26 protein-coding genes and 1 pseudogene are annotated in these 26,202 nt (G+C 57.9%); 6 read left to right on the top strand and 21 right to left on the bottom strand.

Annotated features, from left to right (window positions below; translation table 11 throughout):
* The first annotated feature begins 114 nt into the window (after positions 1-114).
* The 4 genes from WA157_RS10790 to WA157_RS10805 all read left to right on the top strand — a co-directional run bounded on the left by WA157_RS10790 (position 115) and on the right by WA157_RS10805 (position 2,827).
* Positions 115-477, top strand: coding sequence for a PilZ domain-containing protein (locus tag WA157_RS10790; protein ID WP_011464547.1), 363 nt, complete (start codon positions 115-117; stop codon positions 475-477).
* 90 nt (positions 478-567) lie between these two features.
* Complete coding sequence (locus WA157_RS10795; RefSeq protein ID WP_422620957.1) at positions 568-1,362, top strand: TatD family hydrolase; 795 nt, start codon at positions 568-570, stop codon at positions 1,360-1,362.
* A 22-nt stretch (positions 1,363-1,384) separates the two neighbouring features.
* A complete protein-coding gene (locus WA157_RS10800; RefSeq protein WP_422620958.1) occupies positions 1,385-2,041 on the top strand; it encodes an ankyrin repeat domain-containing protein in 657 nt (218 codons plus the stop codon).
* Between the two features lie 93 nt (positions 2,042-2,134).
* The gene (locus WA157_RS10805; protein ID WP_422620959.1) at positions 2,135-2,827 is read left to right on the top strand and encodes a crotonase/enoyl-CoA hydratase family protein; all 693 of its coding nucleotides are present in this window, start codon (positions 2,135-2,137) and stop codon (positions 2,825-2,827) included.
* Positions 2,828-2,902: 75 nt separating this feature from the next.
* On the opposite strand, the gene WA157_RS10810 is transcribed toward WA157_RS10805, so the two are convergent.
* The 6 genes and pseudogenes from WA157_RS10810 to guaB form a co-directional block, all read right to left on the bottom strand.
* Positions 2,903-4,552, bottom strand: a complete 1,650-nt coding sequence (locus tag WA157_RS10810; RefSeq protein WP_422620960.1) for an AMP-binding protein — start codon at positions 4,550-4,552, stop codon at positions 2,903-2,905.
* A gap of 76 nt (positions 4,553-4,628) precedes the next feature.
* Entirely contained in the window at positions 4,629-5,543 is a 915-nt protein-coding gene (locus WA157_RS10815; RefSeq protein ID WP_422620961.1) for an FHA domain-containing protein, read from the bottom strand.
* Positions 5,544-5,600: 57 nt separating this feature from the next.
* Positions 5,601-6,647 carry an LD-carboxypeptidase gene (locus WA157_RS10820; RefSeq protein ID WP_422620962.1) on the bottom strand — a complete coding sequence of 349 codons (1,047 nt, stop codon included), beginning with the start codon at positions 6,645-6,647 and terminating at the stop codon, positions 5,601-5,603.
* A gap of 23 nt (positions 6,648-6,670) precedes the next feature.
* A pseudogene (gene tadA, locus WA157_RS10825) lies at positions 6,671-7,693 on the bottom strand (tRNA adenosine(34) deaminase TadA); the annotation flags it as partial.
* Positions 7,694-7,800: 107 nt separating this feature from the next.
* Positions 7,801-9,411 carry a glutamine-hydrolyzing GMP synthase gene (guaA, locus tag WA157_RS10830; RefSeq protein ID WP_422620963.1) on the bottom strand — a complete coding sequence of 537 codons (1,611 nt, stop codon included), beginning with the start codon at positions 9,409-9,411 and terminating at the stop codon, positions 7,801-7,803.
* A 23-nt stretch (positions 9,412-9,434) separates the two neighbouring features.
* Positions 9,435-10,904 carry an IMP dehydrogenase gene (gene guaB / locus WA157_RS10835; RefSeq protein ID WP_422620964.1) on the bottom strand — a complete coding sequence of 490 codons (1,470 nt, stop codon included), beginning with the start codon at positions 10,902-10,904 and terminating at the stop codon, positions 9,435-9,437.
* A gap of 129 nt (positions 10,905-11,033) precedes the next feature.
* On the opposite strand from guaB, the gene WA157_RS10840 reads away from it, so the two are divergent.
* Positions 11,034-11,555, top strand: a complete 522-nt coding sequence (locus WA157_RS10840; RefSeq protein ID WP_422620965.1) for a DUF4124 domain-containing protein — start codon at positions 11,034-11,036, stop codon at positions 11,553-11,555.
* Positions 11,556-11,590: 35 nt separating this feature from the next.
* Here the strand turns inward: WA157_RS10840 and WA157_RS10845 are convergent, their stop codons facing one another.
* The 3 genes from WA157_RS10845 to bioB all read right to left on the bottom strand — a co-directional run bounded on the left by WA157_RS10845 (position 11,591) and on the right by bioB (position 13,550).
* Entirely contained in the window at positions 11,591-11,938 is a 348-nt protein-coding gene (locus WA157_RS10845) for an RnfH family protein (protein ID WP_422620966.1), read from the bottom strand.
* On the bottom strand, positions 11,928-12,371 hold the full coding sequence (locus tag WA157_RS10850) for a type II toxin-antitoxin system RatA family toxin (RefSeq protein WP_422620967.1): 444 nt from the start codon (positions 12,369-12,371) through the stop codon (positions 11,928-11,930). Before WA157_RS10850 ends, WA157_RS10845 begins: the two co-directional genes overlap by 11 nt.
* 129 nt (positions 12,372-12,500) lie before the next feature.
* Positions 12,501-13,550 carry a biotin synthase BioB gene (bioB, locus tag WA157_RS10855; protein WP_422620968.1) on the bottom strand — a complete coding sequence of 350 codons (1,050 nt, stop codon included), beginning with the start codon at positions 13,548-13,550 and terminating at the stop codon, positions 12,501-12,503.
* A 243-nt stretch (positions 13,551-13,793) separates the two neighbouring features.
* On the opposite strand from bioB, the gene WA157_RS10860 reads away from it, so the two are divergent.
* Positions 13,794-14,399: an HD-GYP domain-containing protein gene (locus WA157_RS10860; RefSeq protein ID WP_422620969.1), complete on the top strand. Its 606-nt coding sequence runs from the start codon at positions 13,794-13,796 to the stop codon at positions 14,397-14,399.
* 6 nt (positions 14,400-14,405) lie between these two features.
* On the opposite strand, the gene WA157_RS10865 is transcribed toward WA157_RS10860, so the two are convergent.
* The 12 genes from WA157_RS10865 to WA157_RS10920 form a co-directional block, all read right to left on the bottom strand.
* On the bottom strand, positions 14,406-15,614 hold the full coding sequence (locus tag WA157_RS10865) for a PLP-dependent transferase (RefSeq protein ID WP_422620970.1): 1,209 nt from the start codon (positions 15,612-15,614) through the stop codon (positions 14,406-14,408).
* A gap of 28 nt (positions 15,615-15,642) precedes the next feature.
* Positions 15,643-16,167 carry a phosphoribosyltransferase gene (locus WA157_RS10870; protein WP_422620971.1) on the bottom strand — a complete coding sequence of 175 codons (525 nt, stop codon included), beginning with the start codon at positions 16,165-16,167 and terminating at the stop codon, positions 15,643-15,645.
* A gap of 88 nt (positions 16,168-16,255) precedes the next feature.
* Complete coding sequence (locus WA157_RS10875; RefSeq protein WP_422620972.1) at positions 16,256-17,632, bottom strand: adenylosuccinate synthase; 1,377 nt, start codon at positions 17,630-17,632, stop codon at positions 16,256-16,258.
* Between the two features lie 24 nt (positions 17,633-17,656).
* Positions 17,657-18,805 (bottom strand): ATP phosphoribosyltransferase regulatory subunit, encoded by a 1,149-nt coding sequence (locus tag WA157_RS10880; RefSeq protein WP_422620973.1) that lies wholly within the window; start codon positions 18,803-18,805, stop codon positions 17,657-17,659.
* Positions 18,806-18,862: 57 nt separating this feature from the next.
* The gene (locus WA157_RS10885; protein ID WP_422620974.1) at positions 18,863-19,051 is read right to left on the bottom strand and encodes a DUF2065 domain-containing protein; all 189 of its coding nucleotides are present in this window, start codon (positions 19,049-19,051) and stop codon (positions 18,863-18,865) included.
* A gap of 17 nt (positions 19,052-19,068) precedes the next feature.
* Positions 19,069-19,968 carry a protease modulator HflC gene (hflC, locus tag WA157_RS10890; protein WP_422620975.1) on the bottom strand — a complete coding sequence of 300 codons (900 nt, stop codon included), beginning with the start codon at positions 19,966-19,968 and terminating at the stop codon, positions 19,069-19,071.
* A gap of 9 nt (positions 19,969-19,977) precedes the next feature.
* The gene (hflK, locus tag WA157_RS10895) at positions 19,978-21,369 is read right to left on the bottom strand and encodes an FtsH protease activity modulator HflK (protein WP_422620976.1); all 1,392 of its coding nucleotides are present in this window, start codon (positions 21,367-21,369) and stop codon (positions 19,978-19,980) included.
* Positions 21,370-21,438: 69 nt separating this feature from the next.
* Positions 21,439-22,587, bottom strand: coding sequence for a GTPase HflX (hflX, locus tag WA157_RS10900; RefSeq protein ID WP_422620977.1), 1,149 nt, complete (start codon positions 22,585-22,587; stop codon positions 21,439-21,441).
* Positions 22,565-22,813: an RNA chaperone Hfq gene (hfq, locus tag WA157_RS10905; protein ID WP_011464588.1), complete on the bottom strand. Its 249-nt coding sequence runs from the start codon at positions 22,811-22,813 to the stop codon at positions 22,565-22,567. The genes hflX and hfq overlap by 23 nt, the downstream gene beginning before the upstream one ends.
* A gap of 168 nt (positions 22,814-22,981) precedes the next feature.
* Positions 22,982-24,325, bottom strand: a complete 1,344-nt coding sequence (gene der / locus WA157_RS10910) for a ribosome biogenesis GTPase Der (protein ID WP_422620978.1) — start codon at positions 24,323-24,325, stop codon at positions 22,982-22,984.
* Between the two features lie 17 nt (positions 24,326-24,342).
* Positions 24,343-25,482: an outer membrane protein assembly factor BamB gene (bamB, locus tag WA157_RS10915; protein WP_422620979.1), complete on the bottom strand. Its 1,140-nt coding sequence runs from the start codon at positions 25,480-25,482 to the stop codon at positions 24,343-24,345.
* Positions 25,479-26,201, bottom strand: coding sequence for a YfgM family protein (locus WA157_RS10920; protein WP_422620980.1), 723 nt, complete (start codon positions 26,199-26,201; stop codon positions 25,479-25,481). The genes bamB and WA157_RS10920 overlap by 4 nt, the downstream gene beginning before the upstream one ends.
* Position 26,202 lies beyond the last annotated feature (1 nt).

Consider the following 26,202-nt stretch of genomic DNA (forward strand, 5'->3'; position numbering starts at 1 on the left):
GCGCTGGCAGCAGCCGTGCGCACGGTGGAGCACCCATTTAACTGCGGTTTGATGCTGGAAGCAGTGGTGAGTCAGGCGCAAAATGCCATCAATGCAAAGAACTAGCAAAAGCCCATGAGTAACTCAACGCCAGTCACCCCACGTCCGAGTGTCATTCAGTTGGCCATCAAGGAAAAGTCGGCGCTCTACGCGGCCTATATCCCTTTGTTTACCGAGGGTGGCATCTTTATTCCGACAGCGCGCGAGTATGAGTTGGGCGACGATGTTTATGTGTTGCTGTCCCTGCCGGAAGATCCACAGCGTTACCCGATTGCGGGCAAAGTGGCTTGGGTGACGCCGCCCAGGGCGGCCAACAACCGTACGCAGGGCGTTGGCATTCTGTTTCCCAAGGACGAAAAATCGCGTTTACTCAAGCTCAAAATTGAAGAAATTCTGGGTGGCCATTTGGCCTCTGATCGGCCCACCCAAACGATCTGAACTGCCGCTTTGCGCCACAACACAGAGTAGGGGGACGGCTTTTCGGCACTGCCGGTCTGACAAACCGCCCGCTGCCTTTGACTGATACCTATGTTTACCGATTCCCACTGCCATCTCAATTTTCCTGAACTGATCTCCCAACTGCCGGCCATCCGGCAGGCCATGAGCGAGGCCCGGGTGGATCGCGCTTTGTGCATCAGCACCACGCTGGAGGAGTTTGGCGCTGTGCATGCGCTGGCCACCCAATATGACAATTTTTGGGCCACGGTGGGTGTCCATCCCGACAGTGAAGACGTGCAGGAACCCAGCCTGCAGGATCTGCTCAGCCGCGGCCAGTTGCCGCGCGTGGTCGGGATCGGTGAAACCGGGCTTGACTATTACCGTCTGGGCGAGCGCAGCGTGGCAGACATGGCGTGGCAACGCGAGCGCTTTCGCACCCACATCCACGCCGCCCGGCAGTTGGCCAAACCACTGGTGATTCATACCCGATGCGCATCCGACGACACCCTGGGCATACTTCGAGAAGAAGGTGAAAACGGCACTTTGGGAAGCGCCGGGGGTGTCTTTCATTGTTTTACCGAAACGCTTGACGTGGCGCGAGCGGCGCTGGACTTGGGTTTCTACATCTCTTTTTCCGGCATCCTGACTTTCAAAAACGCCCAGGACCTGCGCGACGTCGCTGCCTTTGTGCCGCTGGACCGTCTGCTGATTGAGACCGACAGTCCCTATCTGGCGCCAGTGCCTTACCGTGGCAAAACCAACAATCCGTCGCTGGTGCCGTTTGTGGCGGCGCAGTTGGCTGAGACCCGACACCGCCCGGTGGAATACATCGCGGAAATCACCAGTCGCAATTTCGAGACGCTGTTCAAAGGGGTTTTGTTGTGAATTCCGGGCAAGGAGTAAGTTAATGTTTAACTTTAAATATGTCTTTTATCTTATTGTTTTAATTAGTTATTCTTTCTGTCATGCTGGTTCGTATGACGATTTTTTTACTGCCATCAAGCACAACGATACCAACACGGTCATTGGACTCCTAAACCGGGGTTTTGATGCCAATACGCTGGATCCGGCGGGTGAACATGGTTTGTTGCTGGCCATAAGGGAACCCTCGCTCGAGGTGGCGACCGTCCTGATCAACTGGCCGAAAACCAAGGTCGAGACGCGTAATCGCCAGGACGAAAGCCCACTCATGCTGGCGGCCATCAACGGCTTGACGGAGATTTGTCAGCAGCTCATCAACAAGGGCGCGGACGTCAACAAGCCAGGCTGGACGCCGCTGCATTACGCGGCCACCCATGGGCATCTGGCGGTGATGAACCTGCTGTTGGAAAACTACGCCTATATCGATGCAGCTTCACCCAACGGCAGCACGCCGCTGATGATGGCAGCCAGCTATGGCACGCCAATGGCCGTCAAGCTGCTACTTGAAGCCGGCGCAGACCCCATGCTCAAGAATGACCAGGGGCTGTCCGCGATTGACTTTGCCCAGCGCGCCAACCGTGCGGAGTCCGCCGAGATGATTTCCGCCTTTGTGCGGGCTCGCCAGCCGAAAGAGAAATGGTAGCTTGATCTGAATCGTACTTCATACGATGTATATTATGTTAAGTTACGTTGCTACGGTTAGACTGTCCGCTTTGCCACTTACAGGATATTGATCATGAGCAGACTGGTTACGTACGATCTTGCGGATGGTGTTGCCACGCTGGCGTTGGACAATGGCAAGGTGAATGCCCTGTCGCCCGATCTAATCATCGACTTCAATCAGGCGCTGGATCAAGCCGAGCAAGATCGCGCGGTGGTGATCGTGACTGGCAAGCCGGGCATTCTTTCCGGTGGATTCGATCTGAAGGTCATGATGTCCAGCCCCCAAAATGCGATTGATCTGGTGACTGCCGGGTCAAGGCTGACGCGTCGCATGCTGACCCATCCGTTTCCGCTCATCGTCGCCTGTCCGGGTCACGCCGTTGCCAAGGGCGCATTTTTGTTGCTGGCAGCCGACTACCGAATTGGCGTCGAGGGGCCGTTCAATATCGGACTCAACGAGGTGCAGATCGGTATGACCATGCACCATGTAGGTATCGAACTGGCGCGTGACCGCTTGAGCCCGTCGGCCTTTCAGCGCTCGGTCATCAGCGCTGAAATGTTCACCCCCCAGGGAGCGCTGGTCGCGGGCTTTTTTGACCAGGTGGTTGCCATCGATCAGTTGCTGGTTACAGCCGTGGAAGTCGCCCAGCGTTTGAAGAAGATCAACATGACGGCGCACAAAAACACCAAACTCAAGGCCCGCAAGGCACTGTTGGACAGACTCGACAGCGGCCTGGAACGCGACAAAATAAGCGGCTTGCACTAAACCAAAACAAGGAGGACGCAAGGGCTGGCGAAGACTTCGCCTACCCTGCCTTTCCCTTGAGCGCCGTTAAGGCAGCTAGCTCTTGGGCATGTCGCGCAGATCGCGGCGCAGGATTTTCCCGATCGGCGTCTTGGGTAATTCATCGCAAAACGCGATGTGGCGCGGCATCTTGTAGCCGGTGAGTTGGGTCTTGCAGTGCGCGATGATGTCGTCTTTCGTGAGGCTGGGGTCTTTTCTCACAACCACCACTTTCACCGCTTCGCCCGTTTTTTCATCGGGTATGCCCACCGCCCCGCATTCAAGCACCCCCGGATGCATCGCGATCACGCTCTCGATTTCGTTCGGGTAGACGTTGAAGCCAGAGACCAAAATCATGTCTTTTTTGCGGTCGGTGATGGCGAAATAGCCCTCACCGTCCAGGTGTCCGACATCGCCGGTCTTTAACCAACCGTCCTGCATCACCTTGGCCGTCTCTGCCGGGTTGTTCCAGTAACCCTTCATCACCTGCGGGCCGCGGATGCAAATCTCGCCTGTGTGTTGCTCCAGATCGCCCTCGCCGTGCCAGACCGGCAACTCGTTGAAGTGTTCGTCCCGGATCGACACCTCGGTGGATGGGATGGGCAAACCTATTTTTCCATTCCAGGGTGTGGCCAGCGGATTGGCGCAGACCCCAGGCGAGGTTTCTGTGAGGCCATAGGCTTCCGTGATGTAACGCCCAGTGACTTGCTGCCAACGCTCGGCCACGGTCTTTTGCACCGCGGCACCACCGCCCACCACCACCTTCAACGTCGAAAAGTCGAGTTGGTCGAAGCCTGGGGCATTCAAGAGGCCGTTGAACAAGGTATTGACGCCGGTCATGACGCTGAACTTCCAGCGCCCGAGCTCCTTGATCAGTGCCGGCAAGTCGCGCGGATTGGTAATCAGCGCGATCAGGCTCCCCCACTTCATGAACGACAGGGTCGAGGTCAGACAAAAGATGTGATACAGCGGCAATGGCGCAATGGCAATCTCGCTGCCTTCCTGAAAGCTCGCCGATATCCAGACACCCGTTTGCTCCACGTTGGCCAGGATGTTGCGGTGGGTCAGCATGGCACCCTTCGAGACACCGGTGGTGCCGCCGGTGTATTGCAAGAATGCGATGTCCTCGCGCGTCACTTGAACCGGCTTAAACGACGACTTTGCGCCGCGTTCCAGCGCCGCCCGAAAGCCAATCGCGCCATCAATGCGCCAGGCAGGCACCATCTTTTTAACCTTCTTGATGACGAAGTTGATCAACGAACGTTTCGGCCACGGCAGCAGGTCTCCGACTTGCGTGGTGATCACATGCTTGACCGGCGTGTTGCTGAGCACGCGCTGCAGCACACTGGCAAAATTCTCAACAATGACAATGGCTTTGGCGCCGGCATCCTGCAACTGATGCGCCACTTCACGCGGCGTGTACAGCGGATTGACATTCACCACGACCATGCCAGCGCGCAGGATGCCGAACAGTGCCACCGGGTATTGCAGCAGGTTCGGCGCCATGATGGCGACGCGGTCACCCTGGGCCATGCCCGGCAATCCCTGCAAAAAGGCGGCAAATTCACGCGTCAGGCGCTCCAGCTCGGCATAGTCCACGGTGTGGCCGAGGTTGTGAAAAGCCGGTCGGTCAGCAAACCTGGTCGCGGTCTTTTCGAGCAGATCGGGGATTGACGTGAACAGGTCGGGATTGATGTCGGCTGGCATTCCGGCGGGATAGTTTTTTAACCAGATTTGCTTGTCGATGTTGTTCTCCAGTGAGAGTTGACTCGGGGCCGCGGTCTCAGGACACTGAAAAATGCAAGGTCGGCGCGTTCTGGTCGGCAAACGATGTTCCAAGGGCAATTTCGCCGCGCCCATGCAAGACACATTCTTCGCGCCTGAGCAACAGGTCGGAGCCGCCGCCTGAAAACCGCACCCAGCAGCCGTAGGAGCTAAGGTCCACCAGCATGACGCTGCCATTGCGCCAGTCAACACGCGCGTGGGTGCGGGAAACGCGCGGGTCATTGACGACCACCTCGGCCTGATGCATGCGTCCAATGTGAATCGGCAGCTCGAACGACTGGAAAGTCTTGCGGTTGCCAAGCCAGCTCAACTCAATCTGGCCGCCCAGCACATCGGTTTGAGTCACATCAAACTGCGGGTCCACCTCGGCCTGCTTGGTCAGAAAAGCCGAGGCGACGTCTTCCTGCCAATCGACCTGGTAGACGGTACACGGCTCGGCGCGCCCGCGGATGTTGATCGGCCCCAGAATTCGAAAGCGCACACCTTCTGCTTCCGTGGCGCTGTCCAGCGCTGCGCTATTGGCCCAGATCTGATGCGCACCCGAGAGGTCACTCAGACGCGCCGCGATGTTGACGGCATCGCCATAACAGTCACCAGCCAGGAGCTCGACATCGCCACTGGCAACACCAATGCGGATCGGCATTCGTTGGGCGGGGGGTACCAGGGTCATGCGTTTTTGATGTCGGCGCTGTATCTCGACCACGGCATTGATGGCGGACGCGCTGTCCTTAAACAGGGCCAGCACCCCGTCGCCCAGCATTTTGACAACCCTCCCTCCGTGCGATTCAACCACGATGGCAATCCAGGTCGTAATCTGCGTTACAGCCAGAGTGGCTTTGGCATTCCCCAAGGCTTCAAAGACACTTGTGCTGCCAAACAGATCGGCAAATACGACAGTCGTGTGCTCACCCATACCCAGCTGATTCCGTTTCTTGATCTTGGATCGAGTTTAGGGCATATCCCCGCCTTTTCAGGCGTGGCCCCAAAACAGCAAGGCGTCGCGTCCCTGCACCAAAAGATCGGTTTTGGCCCCCACGGGCAGCAGCACTTTGGTGGCGACATGGCCATAGGGCAAGTTGGTGAGCACCGGGACTTTGATCTGCTGGCGCAACCAGTTCACGACCGTCTGCAATTTGTAGCCCCGGTCATGTGGCACCAGTTTGAACTCGGTGAACTGGCCCAACAAAATCGCTTTTTGCCGCGCCAACACACCCGCGTGCAACAACTGCGTCAGCATACGTTCGATCCGGTAGGGGTGCTCGGCCACATCTTCCAGAAACAGGATGCCGCCCTTGACCTCTGGAAAATACGGTGTGCCCAGCAGTGAGACCAGCACCGACAGATTGCCGCCCCAAAGTACTGACTTATTTATGCCAAATGAGGCTGCAGCCCCCGTCGATATTGCATTAGTTGCTATTAAATCATTAGCATTTGAAGATGCGGCATCAGAGTTCTTGTCGCTCAGGTGCGGCTCACGCAATTGCCGCCAGCCGGCCCCCTCCCCTTGCCCACAGATCAAATCGTCAAAACAGGCTTCCATGATGTCGTCGGGCACGGCATGGGTCGGCCCGGTGGTTGTCAGTGGAAGTTCAGCGTCATGACCGTCCGTCTTGCCACCCACGCCAAAACCTTCGCACAGCGCAGGGCCAGCCCAGGTGACGCGCCCGGTTTTCGCCAGCACGGCACTTTGAAACGCCGTGAAATCACTGATGCCAACGAAGCGCGTGCCTTGATCAATCGCTTTGGCCACTGCTTTGTAGTGAATACCCGGCAGAAGGCGGCTCAAGCCATAACCGCCGCGTGAGATCAGTGCCACATCGGCGCCACTGGCGCAAGCGCGATGAATGGCCGCCAATCGGGTCTCGTCGTCTCCGGCAAAGCGTAAATGGCTGGTCAGCGCCGCTTCGTCAATTTCAACCTCATGGCCCAGCGATTTGAGTCGCGCCACGCCACGTTTGAAAGCGGCCTTGTCACGCACGGCGCCCGATGGAGAGTAGATGTAGATGTGTTTATTCATGAAATTTTTGTTTTGGATTGCGGGGCTGCGTCCAGCAGTGACGCGAAGGCGCGCAGCGCCGCGCGGTGGCCGCGATCCGGAAACGGAACTTCATAGGCCGCCTGTTCGCTGTCGGCTGGCGACTCCAGGTCCATGACCAACAGTTCCGCAAATCGTTCTGGCGCGCTTCTCATCAGGGCTTGCCCCAGCCATTGGCTGCTGCTTTGAACCACTAGCACAACGTTGTTCAAGTCGAGCTGCTCGACCAGCCCGCTCAACAACTGCTGGTGCCATTTCAAAGTGTGGACGCTTTCCTTTTTCGGCTTATCGCTTTTTCCAAACCCAATCAAGTCAGGCGCCACCACCCGATGACCAGCCGCCAGAAAAACCGGTATTTTCTTGTGGTACTGGTAACTCCATGACGTGCGGCCGTGCAGGCAAAGGTAGGTCAAAGGTGCCTCCTGCGGGCCAAGGTCGAGATAATGCAGCCGCAGCCCGGCGAGTGCGGGCAAATCACTGACGTACCTGGCGGCCCAAGGGTAGTCTGGCAGGCCGCAAAACCGTGCCTCCGGGGTTCGTAAGGCGTCTTCGCGCAGCGGGCTGCAACCGGTTTGACTCTGGGCCCGTTTTTGCTGAAAAAAACGCTGCAACAACTCAGCGCACGTATCGGCCAGCACGCCGCCCTGCACTTCTGTCTGGTGGTTCAACTGCGGATTGGCGAACAAATCAAGAACTGACCCGGCGGCACCTGTCTTAGGGTCGGGCGCCCCATACACCACACGCTGCAGGCGCGCGTGCAGCATGGCACCGACGCACATGGCACAGGGCTCCAGCGTGACAAACAGTTCGCAACCGTCAAGCCGGTAGTTGCCCAAGGCCCGGGCGGCGGCGCGCAAGGCCACTATTTCGGCGTGAGCGCTCGGGTCCTGGGTTTCAATTGACGCGTTGCGTCCGCTGGCGATCAGTACCCCGTCTTTCAACACCACGGCACCCACCGGCACTTCCCCGGCCAAGGCAGCAAGGCCCGCCTGCGTCAGGGCCAACTGCATGGCTTGGTCATCGGTCATGGTCGGTGGCAAGGTGATTTTGTAAGCTGGACTGGTCACCATATGCTACTATAAAGATAGCTATTAACGCAATTGGCACGCGGGCTAGCACGCAAAAACGTATATATTCATTCCCACTCAATGGTGGCCGGCGGCTTGCTTGACACGTCGTATGTGACCCGGTTGATGCCGCGCACTTCGTTGATGATGCGGCTCGACACTTTTTTCAGCAGTGCGTAAGGCAACTCGGCCCAGTCGGCGGTCATGAAGTCACTGGTTTGCACGGCACGCAAGGCGACCACGTAGTCGTAGGTGCGGCCATCGCCCATGACGCCGACACTCTTGACGGGCAAAAACACCGCGAAGGCCTGACTGGTGAGGTCGTACCAGCTCTTGCCTGATGCCTCGTCGATGAAGTTGTGCAACTCGTCGATAAAGATGGCATCGGCACGGCGCAGCAAATCTGCGTAGTCCCTTTTGACTTCGCCCAGAATCCGCACCCCCAGACCGGGACCGGGAAACGGATGCCGGTACACCATGTGATAGGGCAAACCAAGCGCCACGCCGAGCTCGCGTACTTCATCCTTGAACAATTCGCGCAGGGGCTCCAGCAGCTTCAGGCCAAGTAGCTCCGGCAAGCCGCCCACGTTGTGGTGGCTTTTGATGACCACCGCTTTTTTGTTCTTGGCGCCGCCGGATTCGATCACGTCGGGGTAGATCGTGCCCTGGGCCAACCAGGCGACGTGGCGCGACTGGTCGCTTTTGAGTTTGGCAGCCTCGGCCTTGAACACTTCGACAAACTCGCGGCCAATAATTTTGCGTTTGGCTTCCGGGTCGCTCACGCCTGCGAGTTGCCCGAGGAACTGGTCAGCAGCATCAACCCGAATCACCTTGGCGTGCAGCTTGCCGACGAACATCTCCATCACCAGATCGCCCTCGTCGAGACGCAGCAGGCCGTGGTCCACGAACACGCAGGTGAGTTGCTCACCAATGGCCCGGTGGATCAGGGCCGCGGCGACCGACGAATCGACCCCACCGGAGAGGCCCAAAATGACCTCGTCGGTGCCGACCTGGGCGCGGATTTGCTCCACCGCCTCGCTGATGTAATCGCCCATGATCCAGTCAGCCCGTGCACCACAAATATCGAGCACAAAGCGCTCCAGAATGGCCGCCCCGCGCTTGGTGTGCGTCACCTCGGGGTGAAACTGCACACCATAAAAACGCCGCGTTTCATCGGCCATGCCGGCGATCGGGCAACTGTCAGTACTGGCCATCAGCTTGAAGCCAGGTGGCAACTCGGTGACCTTGTCGCCATGACTCATCCAGACCTGCAGCATGCCGTGGCCCGCGGCCGTCTTGTAGTCCTGAATGCCTTCAAGCAAGGCAGTATGGCCATGGGCGCGCACATCGGCCGGGCCAAACTCGCGCTGGTGCCCGCTGGTGACGATGCCGCCCAACTGGTGCGCCATGGTCTGCATGCCATAACAAATGCCCAGCACCGGCACGCCCAGTTCAAACACCGCGGGTGGCGCTTTGTCGGTCGTCTCTTCATAGACGCTGGCATGGCTGCCCGACAGGATGATGCCCTTGAGCTTGCCATCGCGGGCATAGGCGCGCACCCAGTCGTCGGTCACATCACAGGGATGCACTTCGCAAAACACATGCGCCTCACGGATACGCCGCGCAATCAACTGGGTGACCTGGGAGCCAAAGTCGAGAATGAGAATTTTTTGATGCATAAGGGTTAACGCCGCGTGGTTTCTTACTCTGCTCTGTAGTTCGGTGCTTCTTTGGTAATCTGCACGTCGTGGACATGGCTTTCGCGGATACCGGCGGTGGTGATTTCCACAAACTCGGCCTTGTTTTGCATCTCTTCAATCGTGGCGCAACCGCAGTAGCCCATGCTGGCGCGCAAGCCGCCGGCCATTTGGTACACGATAGAGACCATGGTGCCTTTGTAGGGCACGCGGCCTTCAATGCCTTCAGGCACCAGCTTGTCGGCATTCGGGTTGCCCGTTGAAGATTCCTGAAAATAGCGGTCCGCACTGCCCTGTTGCATGGCACCGATAGAGCCCATGCCGCGGTAGGTCTTGTAGCTGCGGCCCTGAAACAGAATCACTTCACCGGGCGCCTCTTCGGTGCCGGCGAACATGCCGCCCATCATGACCGTGCTGGCCCCGGCGGCGATGGCTTTGGCAATATCGCCACTGAAGCGGATGCCGCCATCGGCAATCAGCGGCACGCCAGTGCCTCTTAGCGCCATGGCCACGCTGTCAATCGCCATGATTTGCGGCACGCCCACACCCGCCACGATGCGGGTGGTGCAAATGGAGCCTGGACCAATACCGACTTTGACTGCGTCCGCGCCGGCCTCGACCAGCGCCAGCGCTGCGGCACCGGTTGCAATGTTGCCGCCAATCACCTCAATGTGCGGAAAGTTTTTCTTGACCCAGCGCACGCGGTCAATCACGCCCTTGCTGTGACCATGCGCGGTGTCCACCACGATGGCATCGACCCCTGCGCGCGCCAAGGCTTCCACCCGCTCTTCAGTGCCCTCGCCCACGCCAACGGCGGCACCCACGCGCAATTTGCCCTGCGCATCACGCGCCGCGTTGGGGAAGCTGGTTTGCTTGGTAATGTCCTTGACGGTGATCAGGCCCTTGAGTTCAAACGCGTCATTGACCACCAGCAAGCGCTCAATCTTGTACTGGTTCAACAACACTTTGGCTTGTTCGAGGGTCGTGCCATCGGGGACCGTCACCAGCTTGTCGCGCGGCGTCATGATGTGGCTCACGGGCAGGTCATAACGGGTTTCAAAGCGCAGGTCACGCCCGGTGACGAGGCCAACCACCTTGCCACCATCGCATACCGGAAAGCCCGAGACACCGAGTTGCGCCGACAGGTCCATCACCTGCAGCACGGTGTGCTGCGGCGTGATCACCACCGGGTCGCGCAACACGCCTGATTCGTAGCGTTTGACCTTGGCTACTTTCGCAGCTTGCTGCTGCGGTGTCATGTTTTTATGAACAATGCCAATGCCGCCCTCTTGCGCGATGGCAATTGCAAGACGCGACTCGGTCACCGTGTCCATGGCAGCAGAGACCAAGGGCAGCTTGAGCGCAATATTGCGGGTGAAACGAGTGGCGAGAGAAGTGTCCTTGGGGAGGACTTGAGAGTACGCTGGCACCAACAGAACATCGTCGAAGGTGAGCGCTTTGCCGATCAGGCGCATGGTCTAAGCTCCAAATGGCGGATTGTACCCGCGCCTCTGGCGCTCCCCGGCGGCACAGTTGCTGCATCCAGTGTCGTTTGCAGGGTTCGTCGCCAGGCAGATGCGTCGGCAGAGCGCTAAACTTCGGCCATGAAAAATATCCGGCAAATTCTGTTTCTTTTCGCGTGCCTGGTTTCGCTGGCAGCGTCGGCGCAGTGGCAGTGGACCGACAAGGATGGACGCAAGGTGTTTAGCGACCGCGCGCCCCCGGCCGACGTCCTGGAGAAAAATATTTTGAAACGGCCAGGCATGGCTGGCAGAACCACGGTTAACGCAGGTGCGGCGTCACCTGCGGTGTCGCCTGTCGCCGCGGCATCGGCGGCGCAAAACGCGGCCAGCGCGCCCAAACTCAGTGGCATCGACAAAGAGTTGGCTGACAAGAAGAAGAAAGCAGAAGAAGCGCAGGCTGCCCAGCGCAAAGCCGAGCAAGAGAAGGTGGTGAAAGCCAAAGTCGAAAACTGCGCACGCGCCAAACAAGCCAAAGCCAACTTCGATTCCGGCGTGCGTGTCAGCCGAATCAATGAAAAAGGCGAGCGTGAAGTGCTCGATGACACCGCCCGCGCCAACGAGGTCAAGCGTATTCAGGCCATCATGAATTCCGACTGCCAATAGCCGGTTTGAAAGGCGGCGTAGATCGCCGACTCAACTCAATAACCCGCCTTGGCCCCTGCGCGTTTTTTCACAAAGAGTCCGGCGCTACGGGCGCCCTGTCTGGCAAAGCGCTCCCGGCGCGCCACTTTTGGGTCGACGGTGAGCGGCCGGTAAATTTCCAACCGATCATTGTCCTGGAGCACTTGCATCAAGCTGGCTTTGTGACCCCAGACGCCCAGCGCCAGGCAGGACGGATCAAGTGCAGGGAAAAGCTGAAGCAGCCCACTGGCCTGCAAGGCCTGCAACGCCGTGCTGCCGGCGGTCAACCGCAGCACGACCTCCCGCACATCGCGGGCTCGCGGCGAATAAACCACCGTGATTTGAAGGCAAGCGTCACTCGCCATAAACTTGTTTGGCCCGCTTGACAAAAGCATCGACCATACTGGCGGCGATCTTGTCAAACACCGGGCCCACCAGCTTGCCCAGCGTGGCATTGTCAAAGCCGTAGTTGAGCGTCAGTTCTACCCGGCAAGCGCGCTGGGAGTCGTCACCAATCGGCACAAAATTCCACTCGCCATCCAGTCTTGAGAACGGGCCGTGCACCAACTTGATGGCCACCTGCCGATTCGGCACATGCGTGTTGCACGTGGTGAACGTCTGACGGATGCCACTGAAAGAAATGCCGATTTCCGCCGTCATGCCGGTCTCGTCACCCATGACGACGCGCGCGCGATCACACCAAGGTAAAAATTTGGGATATTGGTCCACGTCCGTGACCAGCACATACATCTCGGACGGGCTGTACCAGATGAGGACGGACTTGGTGACGGTTTTCATAGGTGGATGCTGATCTGCGCGAAATTCTAAACAAGTAGGTATTCTGGCTGATCGTGACCGGTCTTTCCTACTTGTTGCCCGCATTTGCAGATGAACGCGTCATCCCTGGCGTCTTTGCCTCTCATTGATTTAGCCGCCGCAGCGCTCTTTCTGCACTTCGGTCAGGGTCGAGGCATGGGTCTTCAAACCGAGCTTCGCCAGCAGCGCGAGGTCGTCCCCGGCTTCTGGATTGCCGGTGGTGAGCAGCTTGTCGCCGTAAAAAATAGAGTTGGCGCCAGCCAGGAAGCACATCGCCTGCACCGCATCGCCCATTTGACGACGGCCAGCTGACAGCCGCACGCGCGCTTTCGGCATCGTGATGCGCGCCACCGCGATGGTGCGCACGAATTCGATCGGATCAAGCGGCTCGATGCCATACAAGGGCGTGCCTTCAACTTGCACCAGATGATTCACCGGCACCGATTCCGGATACGGGTTCAGGTTGGCCAGTTGCGCAATCAGCCCCGCGCGTTGCTCGCGCGACTCACCCATGCCGACAATGCCGCCGCAGCAAATCTTTAGTCCCGCATGCCGTACGCGCCCCAGCGTATCGAGGCGGTCCTGATAGTCGCGCGTGGAAATCACATTGCTGTAAAACTCCGGGGCACTGTCGAGGTTGTGGTTGTAATAGTCGAGTCCGGCCTGTTTCAGACGATCGGCCTGGTCGCCTTCGAGCATGCCGAGGGTGGCGCAGGTTTCCAGGCCCAGTTGCTTGACCCCGCGCACCATCGCTTCGACCTTTTCCATATCGCGCTCTTTGGGCGAGCGCCAGGCGGCACCCATGCAAAAACGGGTCGCGCCGCTGGCGCGGGCTTCACGCGCGGCCTCCAAAACCTGCTCGAGCTCCAGCATCTTCTTGGCTTCGACGCCGGTGTCGTAACGCGCCGCTTGCGGGCAATAACTGCAATCTTCCTCACAGCCGCCGGTCTTGATCGACAGCAGCGTTGCCAGCTCGACATCGCCCTTGGGGAAATGGGCGCGGTGTGTTTGCTGCGCCTGAAACATCAGGTCGTTAAACGGCAACTCGAATAAGGCCAGCACGTCAGCCAGCGGCCAGGTGGCCGCTTCCGGCAAGGTGATGGTCGCTGCCGACGGATGGAAGGCCACTGCACTGGACTGTTGCGACGGGGTTGGGGACATGGTGATTCCTTTAACGGTTCATGTTCGTTGGTGGTAGGCCAGCCAGTTTGGCAGACCGGAAAAGACAAGATACTCTGCTGCTGCAGTAGCGCACGCACGGCTGTATCAATTGCGGCATCCCGGCTGCGGTCGGGGCCGTCGCTCTGCGGCCGAAGCGGTCGAGGCAAACGGCAATTTTAATCGCCACTGGCAACGACCACAAAAACGTGGCAGAGTCGGGGCTGTCTGTTGAAGAGCTTCCTTATGGTCACCAACTCCACTTTCAATGCTCTGTACAAGTACACCAAAGCGCTGTCGGTCGCGCTCGGCTATCGCGATCAACTGACGCGTTTGCATTCCGACCGTGTGCTTGCTTTGTCGGTCGAAATGGGACTGCATTGCGGTTTGTCTGCCAGTGAAATCGATGCGCTTCGAATAGGTGCCGCGTTTCATGACATTGGGAAAATTGGCATTCCGGATGATGTGCTGCTCAAACCGGGGAAGTTGGATCAGGCTGAGTGGCAATGCATGCAAGGCCATTCCGAGATTGGAGAACAGATCCTGTTGAGCACCGATCTGAAAGGCGCAAAATCTGCCGCGCTGGCGATTCGCCACCATCACGAGCATTTCAATGGGACGGGTTACCCCGACAGCCTTCGTGGCGAGCAGATTCCGCTTGCGGCACGCATCATCTCGATCACTGACAGCTACGATGCGATGGCTGTTACCCGGTCCTACCACGCAGCCAAAAAGCATGGCGAGATCATCGCCATTCTGCGCGCGGAAAGCGGCGAAAAACACGATCCTGAGCTGACGCGTCTGTTTCTGGGCTTCATTGAGGGCAGTTCGCTCAAGACGCAACTTGTTTGAAGATGCTCAAGCCAAGCTTGCCTGCAGGGCCTGCTGAAGATCGGCCTGCAAATCGGCAACCGCCTCCAGACCGACCGAAAAGCGCACCAGCGTGCCTTGCCTCAGGTAGACCGGCCAGGTGCTACGCATGGAGGCCAGTTCATAAGGCATTACCAGACTCATGGGCCCGCCCCAGCTGTAACCCAGCCGGAACAGCTTGAGTGCGTTGCAAAATGCATCAATCTGGTCCTGACTGAACTTCTTGTCAAAAATCACGCTGAACAGGCCCGCTGCACCACCGGATTCAGTCTGACACAGCCCGAGCCAATGCCCATGCCCAGGTGAATCGATCAACGCCGGATGAAGAACTTGAACAAATTCGGCGCGGGCCTCGCACCAGCGGGCCAGTATGCGCGCTGTCTCGTCGTGCGCCCGGTAGCGCAGCGCCAGGCTGGGCAGTGCCCGCAACACGGCTTCGGCATCATTGGCCCCCACGCCCAGCCCCAGGCGCATATGGGTCAGCTTGAGCTTCATGTGCAGCGAGGCGTCACGGGTGATGACGCTGCCCATCAGCACATCGCCACCACCGCTGGGGTACTTGGTTAGCGCATGCACCGAGACATCAACACCGAGGGCCGGACTGGCGCCGGGCGTCAGGTCAAACGGCGCAAAGGCCAGACCGGCGCCCCAGGTGTTGTCCAGGGCCGTCAGCACACCACGCGCCTGGCACACGCGCACCAGCTCGCGCAGATCGGGAAACTCCAACGTGACGGAGCCGGCCGCCTCCAGCCACACCAGACGCGTGCGCGGACCGATTTTGGCCGCCAGGTCCTGCGGATTCATCGGGTCGTAGCTTTGGTGGGTGATGCCCCAGGCTTTGAGTTCGCCCTCGGCCAGCACTTTGTTGGGACCATAGGCGTTGTCTGGCAGCAGCACCTCGTCACCGGTGCGCAGCAGCGACAAGGCCACATTGGCAATGGCCGCCAGCCCACTGGGCAGCAGCAGACATTGCAGGCCGCCCTCTAACGTGCACAAACGCTCTTCCAGCATGTACGTGGTAGGCGTGCCATGCAGACCGTAGGTGTAGGCGGTCTTGTCCTTCCACTCAAAATTGCGCATGGCCGCCACATTGGGAAAGATCACCGTTGAGGCCTTGAACACGCCCGGCTGCGGCGCGGCGAAGCCTGCCGGAGGAACATACGGGTGATGAATCAGCGTGGTGGTGAGGTCAGCCATGGTCAGCTCCGATGCTTCAAGCAATTCACTAGACGCTCCACTTCTTGATCAACTGCTCCGGGCTTAAAGCGTCATAGCCCTCAAAGGGCTGGTGAATCCAGGGGTTGGTTGGCAAAAATTCGACCGAGTAATCCGGCGTAAACGTGGACAAGCCTTTGGTCCAGATCACGGCGCTACGCAGCTCGGTAATGGGCTTGTAGTTGTTCTTGAGTTGATGGATCACCGCCTTGAGCGTGTGGCCGGAATCCGCCAGGTCATCCACCAGCAGCACTTTGCCGGCAATCTCGCCCTTGGGGGTGGTGATAAAGCGCGCGATATCCAGTGTTCCCTGCACCGTGCCGGTATCAGCCCGATAAGAACTGGTGGACATGATGGCCAGCGGCTTGTCAAAAATGCGCGACAGGATGTCACCCGGACGCATGCCGCCACGAGCCAGACACAGAATGGTGTCGAACGGCCAGTCTGATTGGTGAATTTTGATGGCCAGCTTTTCGATCAGGTTGTGGTACTCGTCGTAACTCACATACAGGTGCTTGCCGTCTTCCGTCAACATAAATTTACTCCTGAATTAATAGCGTACCACGCATATAGCACGGGGGCTAGAGGCCAATTTGGCATAAATTACTTGACATTGGGCAGGCTCAGTCGGCCAAATAGGGATGACGCATCAGAATGGTCTGCGCCCGGTCCGGCCCGGTGGACACCATGTGAATGGGCACGCCGGTGATCTGCTCAATGCGCTGCAGATACAGGCGCGCGTTGGTCGGCAACTTCTCAAACTGGGTGACACCCACGGTACTGTCGCTCCAGCCGGGAATGGTCTCGTAAACCGGTGTGCAGCGCTCGATGTCATCAGCACCCATTGGCAGGATATCGGTCAATTCACCGTCGAGTTGGTAACCCGTGCAGAGCTTGAGTTCCTGCAGGCCATCGAGCACATCGAGCTTGGTAATGCACAGCCCCGTCAAGCCGTTAACCTGGGCCGAACGCTTGAGCAACGCCGCATCGAACCAGCCGCAGCGCCGACTGCGGCCGGTGGTGACGCCTTTTTCAGCGCCGACGGTGCTCATGTGGTAGCCCGGCGTGCCTTCAACTTCCCACGCCAGTTCGGTCGGAAACGGACCGCCACCGACACGGGTGCAGTAGGCCTTGGTGATGCCCAGGATGTAATGCAACATGCCCGGGCCGACACCGGAGCCGGCTGCGGCATTGCCCGCCACGCAGTTGCTCGATGTCACGTAGGGATAGGTGCCGTGATCCACATCCAGCAAGGTGCCTTGAGCGCCTTCAAACAAGAGGTTGGCGCCTTTGAGATGTGCCTCATTGAGTTCACGCGACACGTCAGCCATCATCGGTTTGAGTTGCTCGGCATGCCGCATGGCTTCGTCAAACACCGGCTGAAACAACACTTTGCCGTCTGCCATGTACGGCGCCAACGTCGGACCAAAATCAAACGCGACAGAACCGAGATAGGTGGTAAGCACATGGTTGTGCAAGTCCAGCAACTCGTGCAGCTTGCGCGCAAAACGCTCCGGGAATTTGAGGTCTTGCACGCGCAGGGCGCGCCGTGCAATTTTGTCCTCGTAGGCCGGGCCAATGCCGCGCCCGGTGGTGCCGATCTTGGCCTGGCCACCTTGCTCGCGCGCCGCTTCCCGCGCCACATCCAGCGCGGCGTGAAACGGCAAAATCAAAGGGCAGGCTTCACTGATACGCAAGCGTGAACGCAGTTCAACCCCCGCCTTTTCCAGCGCCTCGATTTCTTCAAACAGCTTGGCCGCCGACAGTACCACACCATTGCCGATGTAGCACTTCACCCCCGGACGCATGATGCCGCTGGGCACCAGATGCAGCGCGGTCTTGACACCATGGATCACCAAGGTGTGGCCGGCGTTGTGGCCGCCCTGAAAACGCACCACCCCTTGCGCACTTTCAGTCAGCCAGTCGACCAGTTTGCCCTTGCCCTCGTCGCCCCACTGAGTGCCCACGACCACGACATTACGTCCTTTGGTTGCTATCATTTTCCGCTTTCGTTTCAGTTGTTCTTAAATACTTGCCACAATCCATTGCCCGTTACACGAGATCAATTCGCGATCGCAATGGAACTCATCAACGTCACTCTCATGACCCGGCAAAACGCAGACCACGGTTTCACCTTGCGCACGCAAGGACCCGATCGCCACACGCAAGTCAGCCGCCTCACGCCACGGCGCACGGATCGCCGCGCGCAAGGGCCGCGCTGGCAGCACGCCCACCAGGGCCTTCACATCAAGGCTGAATCCCGCCGCCGGGCGGTTGCGACCAAACACGGCACCGACTTCGTCATAGCGGCCACCGCGCACCAGGGCGTCACTGGCGCCGGCCGCGTAAATTGAAAACCGGGTGCCGGTGTAGTAGGCATAACCGCGCAGATCAGCCAGATCGAAGCTGACCTTGGCGCCGTCGAGTTGACTCGCCAGCCACTTCAAGTTTGATAGCGATTCAGTGATAGCTGGCATGGGCTGGAGTGCCTTTTCAGCCTCAAGCAATACTTTTTCATCGCCGTAGAGCTGCACCAGCGCCAACAACCCTTGACGTGAAGATGGTGGAAATTTTTTCGTCAATACGGACAATTCGCTGGCATCCTTGGCTGCCAGCGCCGCATAAATTTGTTCGGCCAAGGCGATCTCGACCGGCACGCCCTTGAGCAGCGCGTGGACGATGCGGGCATCGGCCAGATCCACGCTGGGCGAGGCAACCTTGACCACTTTGAGGCAGTCCAGTGCCAGCATCAGTATTTCAAGATCAGCCTCCAGCCCGGCATGGCCATAGATTTCAGCCCCGAATTGCAGGGGCTCTCGACTGGCATGGGGCGCCCCTGGGCGCGTATGCAGCACCGGGCCGCAGTAGCACAAACGGGTCACGCCCGGTCGATTCAACAGGTGAGCATCGATGCGGGCCACCTGCGGTGTGCTGTCCGCCCGCAAACCCATCATGCGACCGGAGAGTTGGTCGACCAGCTTGAAAGTTTGCAGATCGAGCGCAGCCCCGGCGCCGGTGAGCAGCGATTCAAGATGCTCCAGCAAGGGCGGCATAACCAACTCGTAGCCATAGCAACGCGCTGTATCGAGCAGGTTGCGACGAAGTTCTTCGATGTGCCGCGCTTCAGACGGCAAGACATCGGCAATGTGATCCGGCAGGACCCAAGCAGACATGTGATTTTGGGGTGCTGTTAAAAACGTGATTTTACCGGGCTATCAGACCAGAATCGGTCACAGCAGCCAGCAAATCATCAGCGCACCTGCAGACAGGGTGCACAGCCCGAAGAAACGCAACTGGCCATCGGTCAACTGAAGGATCTGCAAAAACATTTGGCGCCAGCGCGCAGGAGACAAGAACGGAAAAAAGCCCTCGATCACCAGAACGAGGGCCAGGGCCAGCCAGAAGGTCTTAGCGTCCAAACCCGTTTCTTCTCATCTCACTTTTTGGTCGGCGCGGGCGTAGCGTTGCCGCGCAGGACTTTGAAAAATTCGGAGCTGGCAGGATCCACCACCATCACATCGCTCTTCTTGTTGAAGCTGGCCTTGTAGGCATCCAGACTGCGATAAAACTGCGCAAACTGGGGGTCACGCCCGAACGATTCTGCATAGACGCGCGCAGCTTCGCCATCACCCTCGCCTTTGATCTTTTGGGCATCGCGGTAAGCGTTGGCAATCGTGATTTCCCGTTGGCGATCCGCATCCGCCCGAATTTTTTCACCCTCGGCAGCACCGGTTGAACGCAATTCATTCGCCACACGCTTGCGCTCGGCTTCCATGCGCCGGTAAACCGACTCGGTGATGGCATCCACATAGTCGACCCGCGTGATGCGCACATCAATCACGTCCACGCCCCAGGGTTTGGCACCACGCACCTGAGCCAGCACCTCGCGTTTCACATCCGCCATCAATGCTTCACGCTTGTCGGACAGGAGCTCATTCACTGTACGTTTGTTGATTTCTTCCTGAAACGCATTTCGAACCACACGATTGAGTTGACTGGCGCCAGCCGATTCATTGGTGCCAACATTTCGAATGTATTCAGTCGGCTCTGAAATGCGCCAACGCACATACCAATCGATCACCACCCGCTGCTTCTCGGCCGTCAGCACCGGCTCATTGTCGGTACTGTCCAGGGTCAACAATCGCTTGTCGATATATGACACATTCTGAAACGGCGGCGGCAGTTTGAAGTTCAAACCAGGCTCGGTGATGACTTCCTTGATCTGACCCAAGGCGTACAAAATACCAAATTGCCTTTGATCCACAACAAACAGCATCGAACTGGCAAGCGCAAGCGCCACCAGAAACGTTGAAAAAATAAGACCTAGTCTGTTCATGCGGGGCTCCTAGCGGGTATCGCGATCACGGCTACGGGCAGCGTCCCGGGCACGCGCGTCAATGGTGGGAACGGCTGCCGAATTCGCCGGTGCCGCCGGCGCGGTCAACGCAGCGGCGTCAGCGCCCTGCCCCGTCATCTGGACAATTTTGTCGAGTGGCAGGTACAACAAATTGGAGCCCTGCCGGGAGTCAATCATGACCTTGGTCACGCTGCTGTAAATCTGCTGCATGGTGTCCACATACATACGGTCGCGTGTCACCTGTGGCGCTTTTTGGTATTCCGTCAGTACGGACCTAAAGCGCTGCGCATCACCTTGCGCCTGCGCCACAATTTTTGCCTTGTAGGCATCGGCCTCTTCCTTCAGCCGTGATGCAGAACCGATGGCCCGTGGCACCACATCGTTGGCATAGGCCTGTGCTTCATTCTTGGCCCGTTCACGCTCTTGGCCGGCTTTAAGCACATCATCGAAAGCGGCCTGCACTTGCTCGGGAGGACGTACACCGCTTTGTTGCAAATTGACGCCAACCACTTCAATGCCGACCTTGTAGCGGTCGAGTATCTTTTGCATCAAGGCACGTACGCGCGGAGCAATCTGGTCCCGCTCTTCAGCCAATGCACTGTCCATGCGCATCTTGCCAACCACTTCACGGACGGAGGTTTCCGCAGCCTGAACCACGGCCGCCGTCGGGTCCTTGCTTTCAAACAGGAAAGCGCGCGCATCATTGAGCCGGTACTGGACCGCAAACTTGATTTCGACAATGTTTTCATCTTGAGTCAACATGGCGGACTCTCGCAGGCCGGTGGCCTTGATGATTGTGTCGCGCCCGACATCCACCGAGCGGATCTGTGTCACAAAAACAAGTTCATGGCGCTGAATTGGGTAAGGCAGACGCCAGTTAAAACCGGCACCCACGGTCGAGCGGTATTTGCCAAACTGGGTGATCACCGCTTGCTGACCTTCTTGCACAATGAAAAAGCCTGTTCCCAGCCAGATCAACAGCACAACGCCAACAATCAGGCCAATGCCAATCCCGGCGTTCTTCATGTCTGGCTGAAAACCGCCACCAGAGCCACTACCCCCCATGCCGCCGCCGACACCGCCGCGAATTGGGTTTTTCACATTACCAAACAAACCACCCAACTTGCGATTGAAATCACGCCACAACTCGTCGAGGTCGGGCGGGCCCTGGTTGGGACCCCGCTTTTGACCGCGTTGATTGCCATTCCTGGGGGGCGTATCGGGTGCTTTGGTATCTTGGCGTTCAGGCTCGGACTCGGGCTCGCCTGAGTCCGCTGGCTTATCCTCACCGCGACCCCACCTGGGATCATTCAGATTGAACATCCCCCGAATACGCTCTGGCCAATAGGCCCAGCGAAAGGTGTGTAAATGAAGTTTCATCTCATATTCTCTCGTGTATCGTTAAGGCATTGTGACCAATCCGCAGGCCACCTCATGATATTCAGGGAATTACGCAGCACCTGTATCGGGCAAGGCGTCCCCGCTCACCCTGCGCGCCAACTGCTGGCGCAGCGCCGCAACACCCTCACCATTTTTGGCACTCAAAAATACGCGTGGTGTTGGAACTCCGTTTAAATCAAAAACATCTTCCAGTTGCAAGGGATGCTGCGCCGGGTCAATGGCGTCAAGCTTATTGAAAACTAATATCTGTGGGATATCGGCTGCACCAATTTCACCCAGTACGCGCTGCACCTCGGCAATCTGTTCCAAAAATTGAGGACTGGCAGCATCGACCACATGCAGTAGCAAGTCAGCATCAACCGCCTCTTGCAGCGTGGCCTGAAATGCATCAATCAGCCCATGCGGCAGGTCCCGAATAAACCCCACGGTATCAGAGAGCGAAATCGAACGTCCAGCCTCACCCAGATACAGCTGGCGTGTGGTGGTGTCAAGGGTTGCAAACAGCTGATCTGCCGTGTACGTTCGAGCTTTGACCAAGGCATTGAACAGCGTGGATTTACCAGCGTTGGTATAGCCGACCAGGGAAATATTGAAGGCCTCACGGCGCTCGCGTTGACGCCGCTGCGTCTGCCGTTGCTTCTTGACCTTGAGCAGACGCTCTTTGATCTTTTTGATGTTGTCGCCAATCATCCGGCGATCCAGTTCGATTTGGCTTTCACCGGGGCCACCGCGCATGCCAATGCCGCCGCTCTGACGCTCCAGGTGAGACCACCGGCGCACCAGGCGTGTGCTCAAGTACTGCAGGCGAGCCAGTTCGACCTGCAGCTTGCCTTCATGGCTGCGCGCTCTCTGACCGAAAATTTCAAGAATCAGAAGCGTGCGGTCATTGACCGGCAGTTCAAGATGACGTTCGAGATTGCGCTGCTGCGCCGGGCTTAAACTTTGATCGAAAAGCACCTCAACCGCGCCAGACTGAGTGGCCAGCAATTTGATTTCATCGGCTTTACCACTGCCCACAAACAAAGCGGCATCGGGTGCTTTGCGTTTGCAGGTGATCCGGGCTACGGGGTTTAATCCTGCCGTCTGCGCCAGCAAACCCAATTCTGCGAGTTCACCATCAAAATTGGGGTATCCGAAATCAACCCCCACCAAGAGGGTCGGGGCAGACTGACGATCAGGCGGCTGCAGGTTCGTCACCCTCACCGGTTGAAAAATTCACAGCACGCCCCGGCACAATGGTGGAGATAGCGTGTTTGTAAACCATTTGAGTGACCGTGTTGCGAAGCAAGACGACATACTGGTCAAAAGATTCAATCTGACCTTGCAGCTTGATTCCGTTGACGAGATAAATGGAGACCGGTACATGTTCTCGACGCAAAGCGTTGAGAAAAGGGTCTTGGAGTAGCTGACCTTTGTTGCTCACGATATTCTCCGTGTTCAAAAATTAAAGAAGCATTGACGATACCACAGCAAAGTGTGATCTCTGGAGCGGAAAGCTTAAACCCACAATAAATCGGACCCGCCTGCGCGGTCACTTATCAGGTGAAAAAAGCACCTGCCCTGCCAAGACTGGCGCCAGTCCGGCCAGCATTCAAGCCACAGCTTTATCGGCGTAGGGATTGGTCGATGATTTGAACTCAATGCGCATGGGTGTGCCAACCAAGTCAAATTCTTTACGAAAACGACCTTCCAGAAAGCGTTTATAGGCATCGGTTACATGCTCTAGCGAATTGCCATGAATAATAATTACTGGCGGATTCATGCCGCCTTGATGGGCATAGCGCAATTTCGGGCGAAACATGCCCGAACGTTTGGGGCTCTGAAACTGAACCGCCTCCATCAACAGACGCGTCAATATCGGTGTTGACATCTTGCAATTGGCCGCCTTGTAAGCTTGTGCGATGGAAGCCCACAGCGGCCCCAAACCTTGCCTTTTTGTGGCGGATATCAAGTGCATGGTGGCAAACTTCAAGAACGGCAAACGGGTCTCAATCGAGCGTTTAACGAGCTCGCGCTGATACTCATCCACCGCATCCCATTTGTTCACAGCGATCACCACGGCCCGTCCATTTTCAAGAATGTAACCAGCAATGTGAGCATCCTGGTCCGTAACCCCCTGGGTGGCATCAATCAACAACAACACAACGTTGGATGACTCAATCGCTTGCAGAGTTTTGACGACCGAGAATTTCTCGATGGCCTCAAACACTTTGCCGCGGCGGCGCAGACCGGCGGTATCAACCAGTTCAAATCTTTGGCCGTTGCGCTCAAACGGCACGGAAATCGCATCCCGCGTCGTCCCCGGCAAGTCAAACGCAACCAGGCGCTCTTCACCCAGCCAGGTGTTGATCAAGGTTGACTTTCCCACATTGGGGCGACCCGCCACCGCCAGTTTGATGATGCCAGGATCGCGTTGCTCATCAGCAACGTCCTGATCTTCCAAATGAAGCGGCGCCAGGGCCAAATCTACCAGCGTGCGAATACCCTGGCCGTGCGCGGCCGAGATCGCATGGACCTCGCCAAGACCCAACTCAAAGAATTCAACCAGTTGGGCGCCTGCCAGCATGCCCTCGGCCTTGTTCGCTGCCAGCACACAGGGTTTGCCGAGGCGGCGAAGATACTTGGCTATCTCGTGGTCCTGCGCCGAAATGCCTTCCCGCGCATCCACCACAAAAATCACAACATCGGCTTCGGCAACGGCCTGCGTCGTCTGTTTCGCCATTTCCTTGAAAATGCCACCGGCAGCATCGGGTTCAAACCCACCCGTGTCGATGACGATAAACTCGTGCTTGCCCTGCTTTGCGTTGCCGTAATGACGGTCACGGGTCAGTCCGGCGAAATCAGCCACGATGGCGTCCCGCGACTTGGTCAGTCGATTAAAAAGCGTCGATTTACCCACATTAGGGCGACCGACCAAGGCTACAACAGGTTTCATGATCTGGAATCTTGCCGTTACTCTGGCACAAATCCGAAAACGCCACCACTGCGCGTGACGACCACCAGCGTGCCCACAGCCAGCACCGGTGCCGCAACCACCGCCGAGCCATCGGTTGCGACGCGCGTCAGGGCAGACCCGTCTTCACGCGAGAGCAAATGAACGAGGCCCGCATCATCGCCCACCGCGATTGAACGCCCCACAACCAACGGGGCCGTCAGACTGCGGTAGCGCAGACGCTCAGACACCCAGGCGCGCTCACCGTCGATACGTCGCCAAGCCATGATTTTCCCGTCACTCTCGACACCATAAACATACTTGTCATCACCATGAACACCCGTGTAGCCAAACGCAGGCTTGGTCCAAAGCAAGGTGCCACGGGCTGCATTGGCACACCCAACAGTCGCCTGGAAGGCGCGCGCGCACACCACATCGCCATCGCGGCTGACACGTCCAACCAAATCCACCAGCCGCTCGATATCGTTGGTGCCACGTGGTGAGGCAATGGGGGACTCCCACGGAATGGCACCGTTGGATGGGTTGATGCCGACGAGTCGTCCAGATAAGCCCGCCACCAGCGTATCGCCAACGGCCAGCAAGACGCCCGCCTGACGCAGCACCAAGGACTCTCCGGGACGCTGCTGTGTCCAGAGTTTGCGCCCCGAAAGACCGTCAAAAGCAGTGACTGACCGATCAGCGGCCAGCACAAAAACGCGCCCACCCGCCACCAGCGGGGCCGTAAAACCTTGGGCCGGTAGTTTTTGACGCCAAATCTCGCGTCCACCATCCAAGGCAATCAACTCATTGCCACGCGTTACCACGGCGGCAAATCTGCCATCGCTTCCCACGCCCGCTGCAATCTGGCTACCGACATTGGTACGCCATAGCTCTGCGCCCGTGCGCGCGTCCAACATGGCCACAACGCCATCCGAACTGGCCACCGCCACCGTGCCATTGTTAACTTTGACATCCAGCGGGAAGTCGACGGCCCCCACTTTCGCGGTCCACGCTAAACGCACACCCAGCAGACCCGCGTTGGGCGCCAACTCGACTGGTTTGGGTTTGTCTGGCGTACTCGAACAACTGATGAGGGAACCCACTACGACCAGGCAAACAGCGACCTTTGTGGCTGCAGTTGATAGATTAACAAGCTTCACTTTGTCCCTTCCGATGTCGGCGCGATCACCGCGGGTCCGGCGCCAGCATTTGTCAACGCAGCAACATGACTGCCCGCCAACGGGTCAACCCCGAGCGAGTTCAACTTAACTTCCACCAAGCGCCGGTACTCGGTACGCTGATCAAAATTTTTAAAAGCATTTTCGTATTCTGCAATTGCGTCTTTTTTCTTGCCTTGCAGCAACAGGATGTCACCTTTGCGATCTGCCACCAGCGCCTCAAAACTGGCTGGGAATGATCCACTCAATTGTTGCAAGGCCTCGTCAAAAGCTTTGGAGTCCATCAACAGGCCTGCCAATCGCAGCTTCGCAATGGCCTGGTAACCAGTGTCCGAACTCTTGTCCACGACCCAGCCCAACGCCGACTTGGCGGCTCGCACATTACCCACACTGTAATAATACTTGGCGACCAGAAGCCCGGCCTGATGGGCGTAAGTCGTTGATGCAAAACGGTCTTTCATGTCTGCAAAAGCCCGGTCAATTTTTGCAGTGTCTGCCGAAGTCACGACACGCTCCACTTCGTCATACATGGCGGCTGCCTGCGTGGCCTGATTACGCTGCCAATACTGGTAGAAATTCCAGCTGGCAAACGCACCCAACACCAGAATCAGAGCCCAGGTAATCGCATTGCCGTAACTCTTCCAAAAATGTTTGAGTTGGTCAAGTTGTTCTTGTTCTTCGAGATCTAATTGATTTGCCATG

The sequence above is a fragment of the Rhodoferax ferrireducens genome (genome assembly GCF_049302455.1).
Lineage (GTDB): Bacteria > Pseudomonadota > Gammaproteobacteria > Burkholderiales > Burkholderiaceae_C > Rhodoferax > Rhodoferax ferrireducens_B.

What these genes read in the sequence shown, in the direction of transcription:
- WA157_RS10790 (WP_011464547.1), top strand. Translation starts at nt 115, where the DNA reads ATGAGTAACTCAACGCCAGTCACCCCACGTCCGAGTGTCATTCAGTTG.
- WA157_RS10795 (WP_422620957.1), top strand. Translation starts at nt 568, where the DNA reads ATGTTTACCGATTCCCACTGCCATCTCAATTTTCCTGAACTGATCTCC.
- WA157_RS10800 (WP_422620958.1), top strand. Translation starts at nt 1,385, where the DNA reads ATGTTTAACTTTAAATATGTCTTTTATCTTATTGTTTTAATTAGTTAT.
- WA157_RS10805 (WP_422620959.1), top strand. Translation starts at nt 2,135, where the DNA reads ATGAGCAGACTGGTTACGTACGATCTTGCGGATGGTGTTGCCACGCTG.
- WA157_RS10810 (WP_422620960.1), bottom strand. Translation starts at nt 4,552, where the DNA reads ATGCCAGCCGACATCAATCCCGACCTGTTCACGTCAATCCCCGATCTG.
- WA157_RS10815 (WP_422620961.1), bottom strand. Translation starts at nt 5,543, where the DNA reads ATGGGTGAGCACACGACTGTCGTATTTGCCGATCTGTTTGGCAGCACA.
- WA157_RS10820 (WP_422620962.1), bottom strand. Translation starts at nt 6,647, where the DNA reads ATGAATAAACACATCTACATCTACTCTCCATCGGGCGCCGTGCGTGAC.
- guaA (WP_422620963.1), bottom strand. Translation starts at nt 9,411, where the DNA reads ATGCATCAAAAAATTCTCATTCTCGACTTTGGCTCCCAGGTCACCCAG.
- guaB (WP_422620964.1), bottom strand. Translation starts at nt 10,904, where the DNA reads ATGCGCCTGATCGGCAAAGCGCTCACCTTCGACGATGTTCTGTTGGTG.
- WA157_RS10840 (WP_422620965.1), top strand. Translation starts at nt 11,034, where the DNA reads ATGAAAAATATCCGGCAAATTCTGTTTCTTTTCGCGTGCCTGGTTTCG.
- WA157_RS10845 (WP_422620966.1), bottom strand. Translation starts at nt 11,938, where the DNA reads ATGGCGAGTGACGCTTGCCTTCAAATCACGGTGGTTTATTCGCCGCGA.
- WA157_RS10850 (WP_422620967.1), bottom strand. Translation starts at nt 12,371, where the DNA reads ATGAAAACCGTCACCAAGTCCGTCCTCATCTGGTACAGCCCGTCCGAG.
- bioB (WP_422620968.1), bottom strand. Translation starts at nt 13,550, where the DNA reads ATGTCCCCAACCCCGTCGCAACAGTCCAGTGCAGTGGCCTTCCATCCG.
- WA157_RS10860 (WP_422620969.1), top strand. Translation starts at nt 13,794, where the DNA reads ATGGTCACCAACTCCACTTTCAATGCTCTGTACAAGTACACCAAAGCG.
- WA157_RS10865 (WP_422620970.1), bottom strand. Translation starts at nt 15,614, where the DNA reads ATGGCTGACCTCACCACCACGCTGATTCATCACCCGTATGTTCCTCCG.
- WA157_RS10870 (WP_422620971.1), bottom strand. Translation starts at nt 16,167, where the DNA reads ATGTTGACGGAAGACGGCAAGCACCTGTATGTGAGTTACGACGAGTAC.
- WA157_RS10875 (WP_422620972.1), bottom strand. Translation starts at nt 17,632, where the DNA reads ATGATAGCAACCAAAGGACGTAATGTCGTGGTCGTGGGCACTCAGTGG.
- WA157_RS10880 (WP_422620973.1), bottom strand. Translation starts at nt 18,805, where the DNA reads ATGTCTGCTTGGGTCCTGCCGGATCACATTGCCGATGTCTTGCCGTCT.
- hflC (WP_422620975.1), bottom strand. Translation starts at nt 19,968, where the DNA reads ATGAACAGACTAGGTCTTATTTTTTCAACGTTTCTGGTGGCGCTTGCG.
- hflK (WP_422620976.1), bottom strand. Translation starts at nt 21,369, where the DNA reads ATGAAACTTCATTTACACACCTTTCGCTGGGCCTATTGGCCAGAGCGT.
- der (WP_422620978.1), bottom strand. Translation starts at nt 24,325, where the DNA reads ATGAAACCTGTTGTAGCCTTGGTCGGTCGCCCTAATGTGGGTAAATCG.
- WA157_RS10920 (WP_422620980.1), bottom strand. Translation starts at nt 26,201, where the DNA reads ATGGCAAATCAATTAGATCTCGAAGAACAAGAACAACTTGACCAACTC.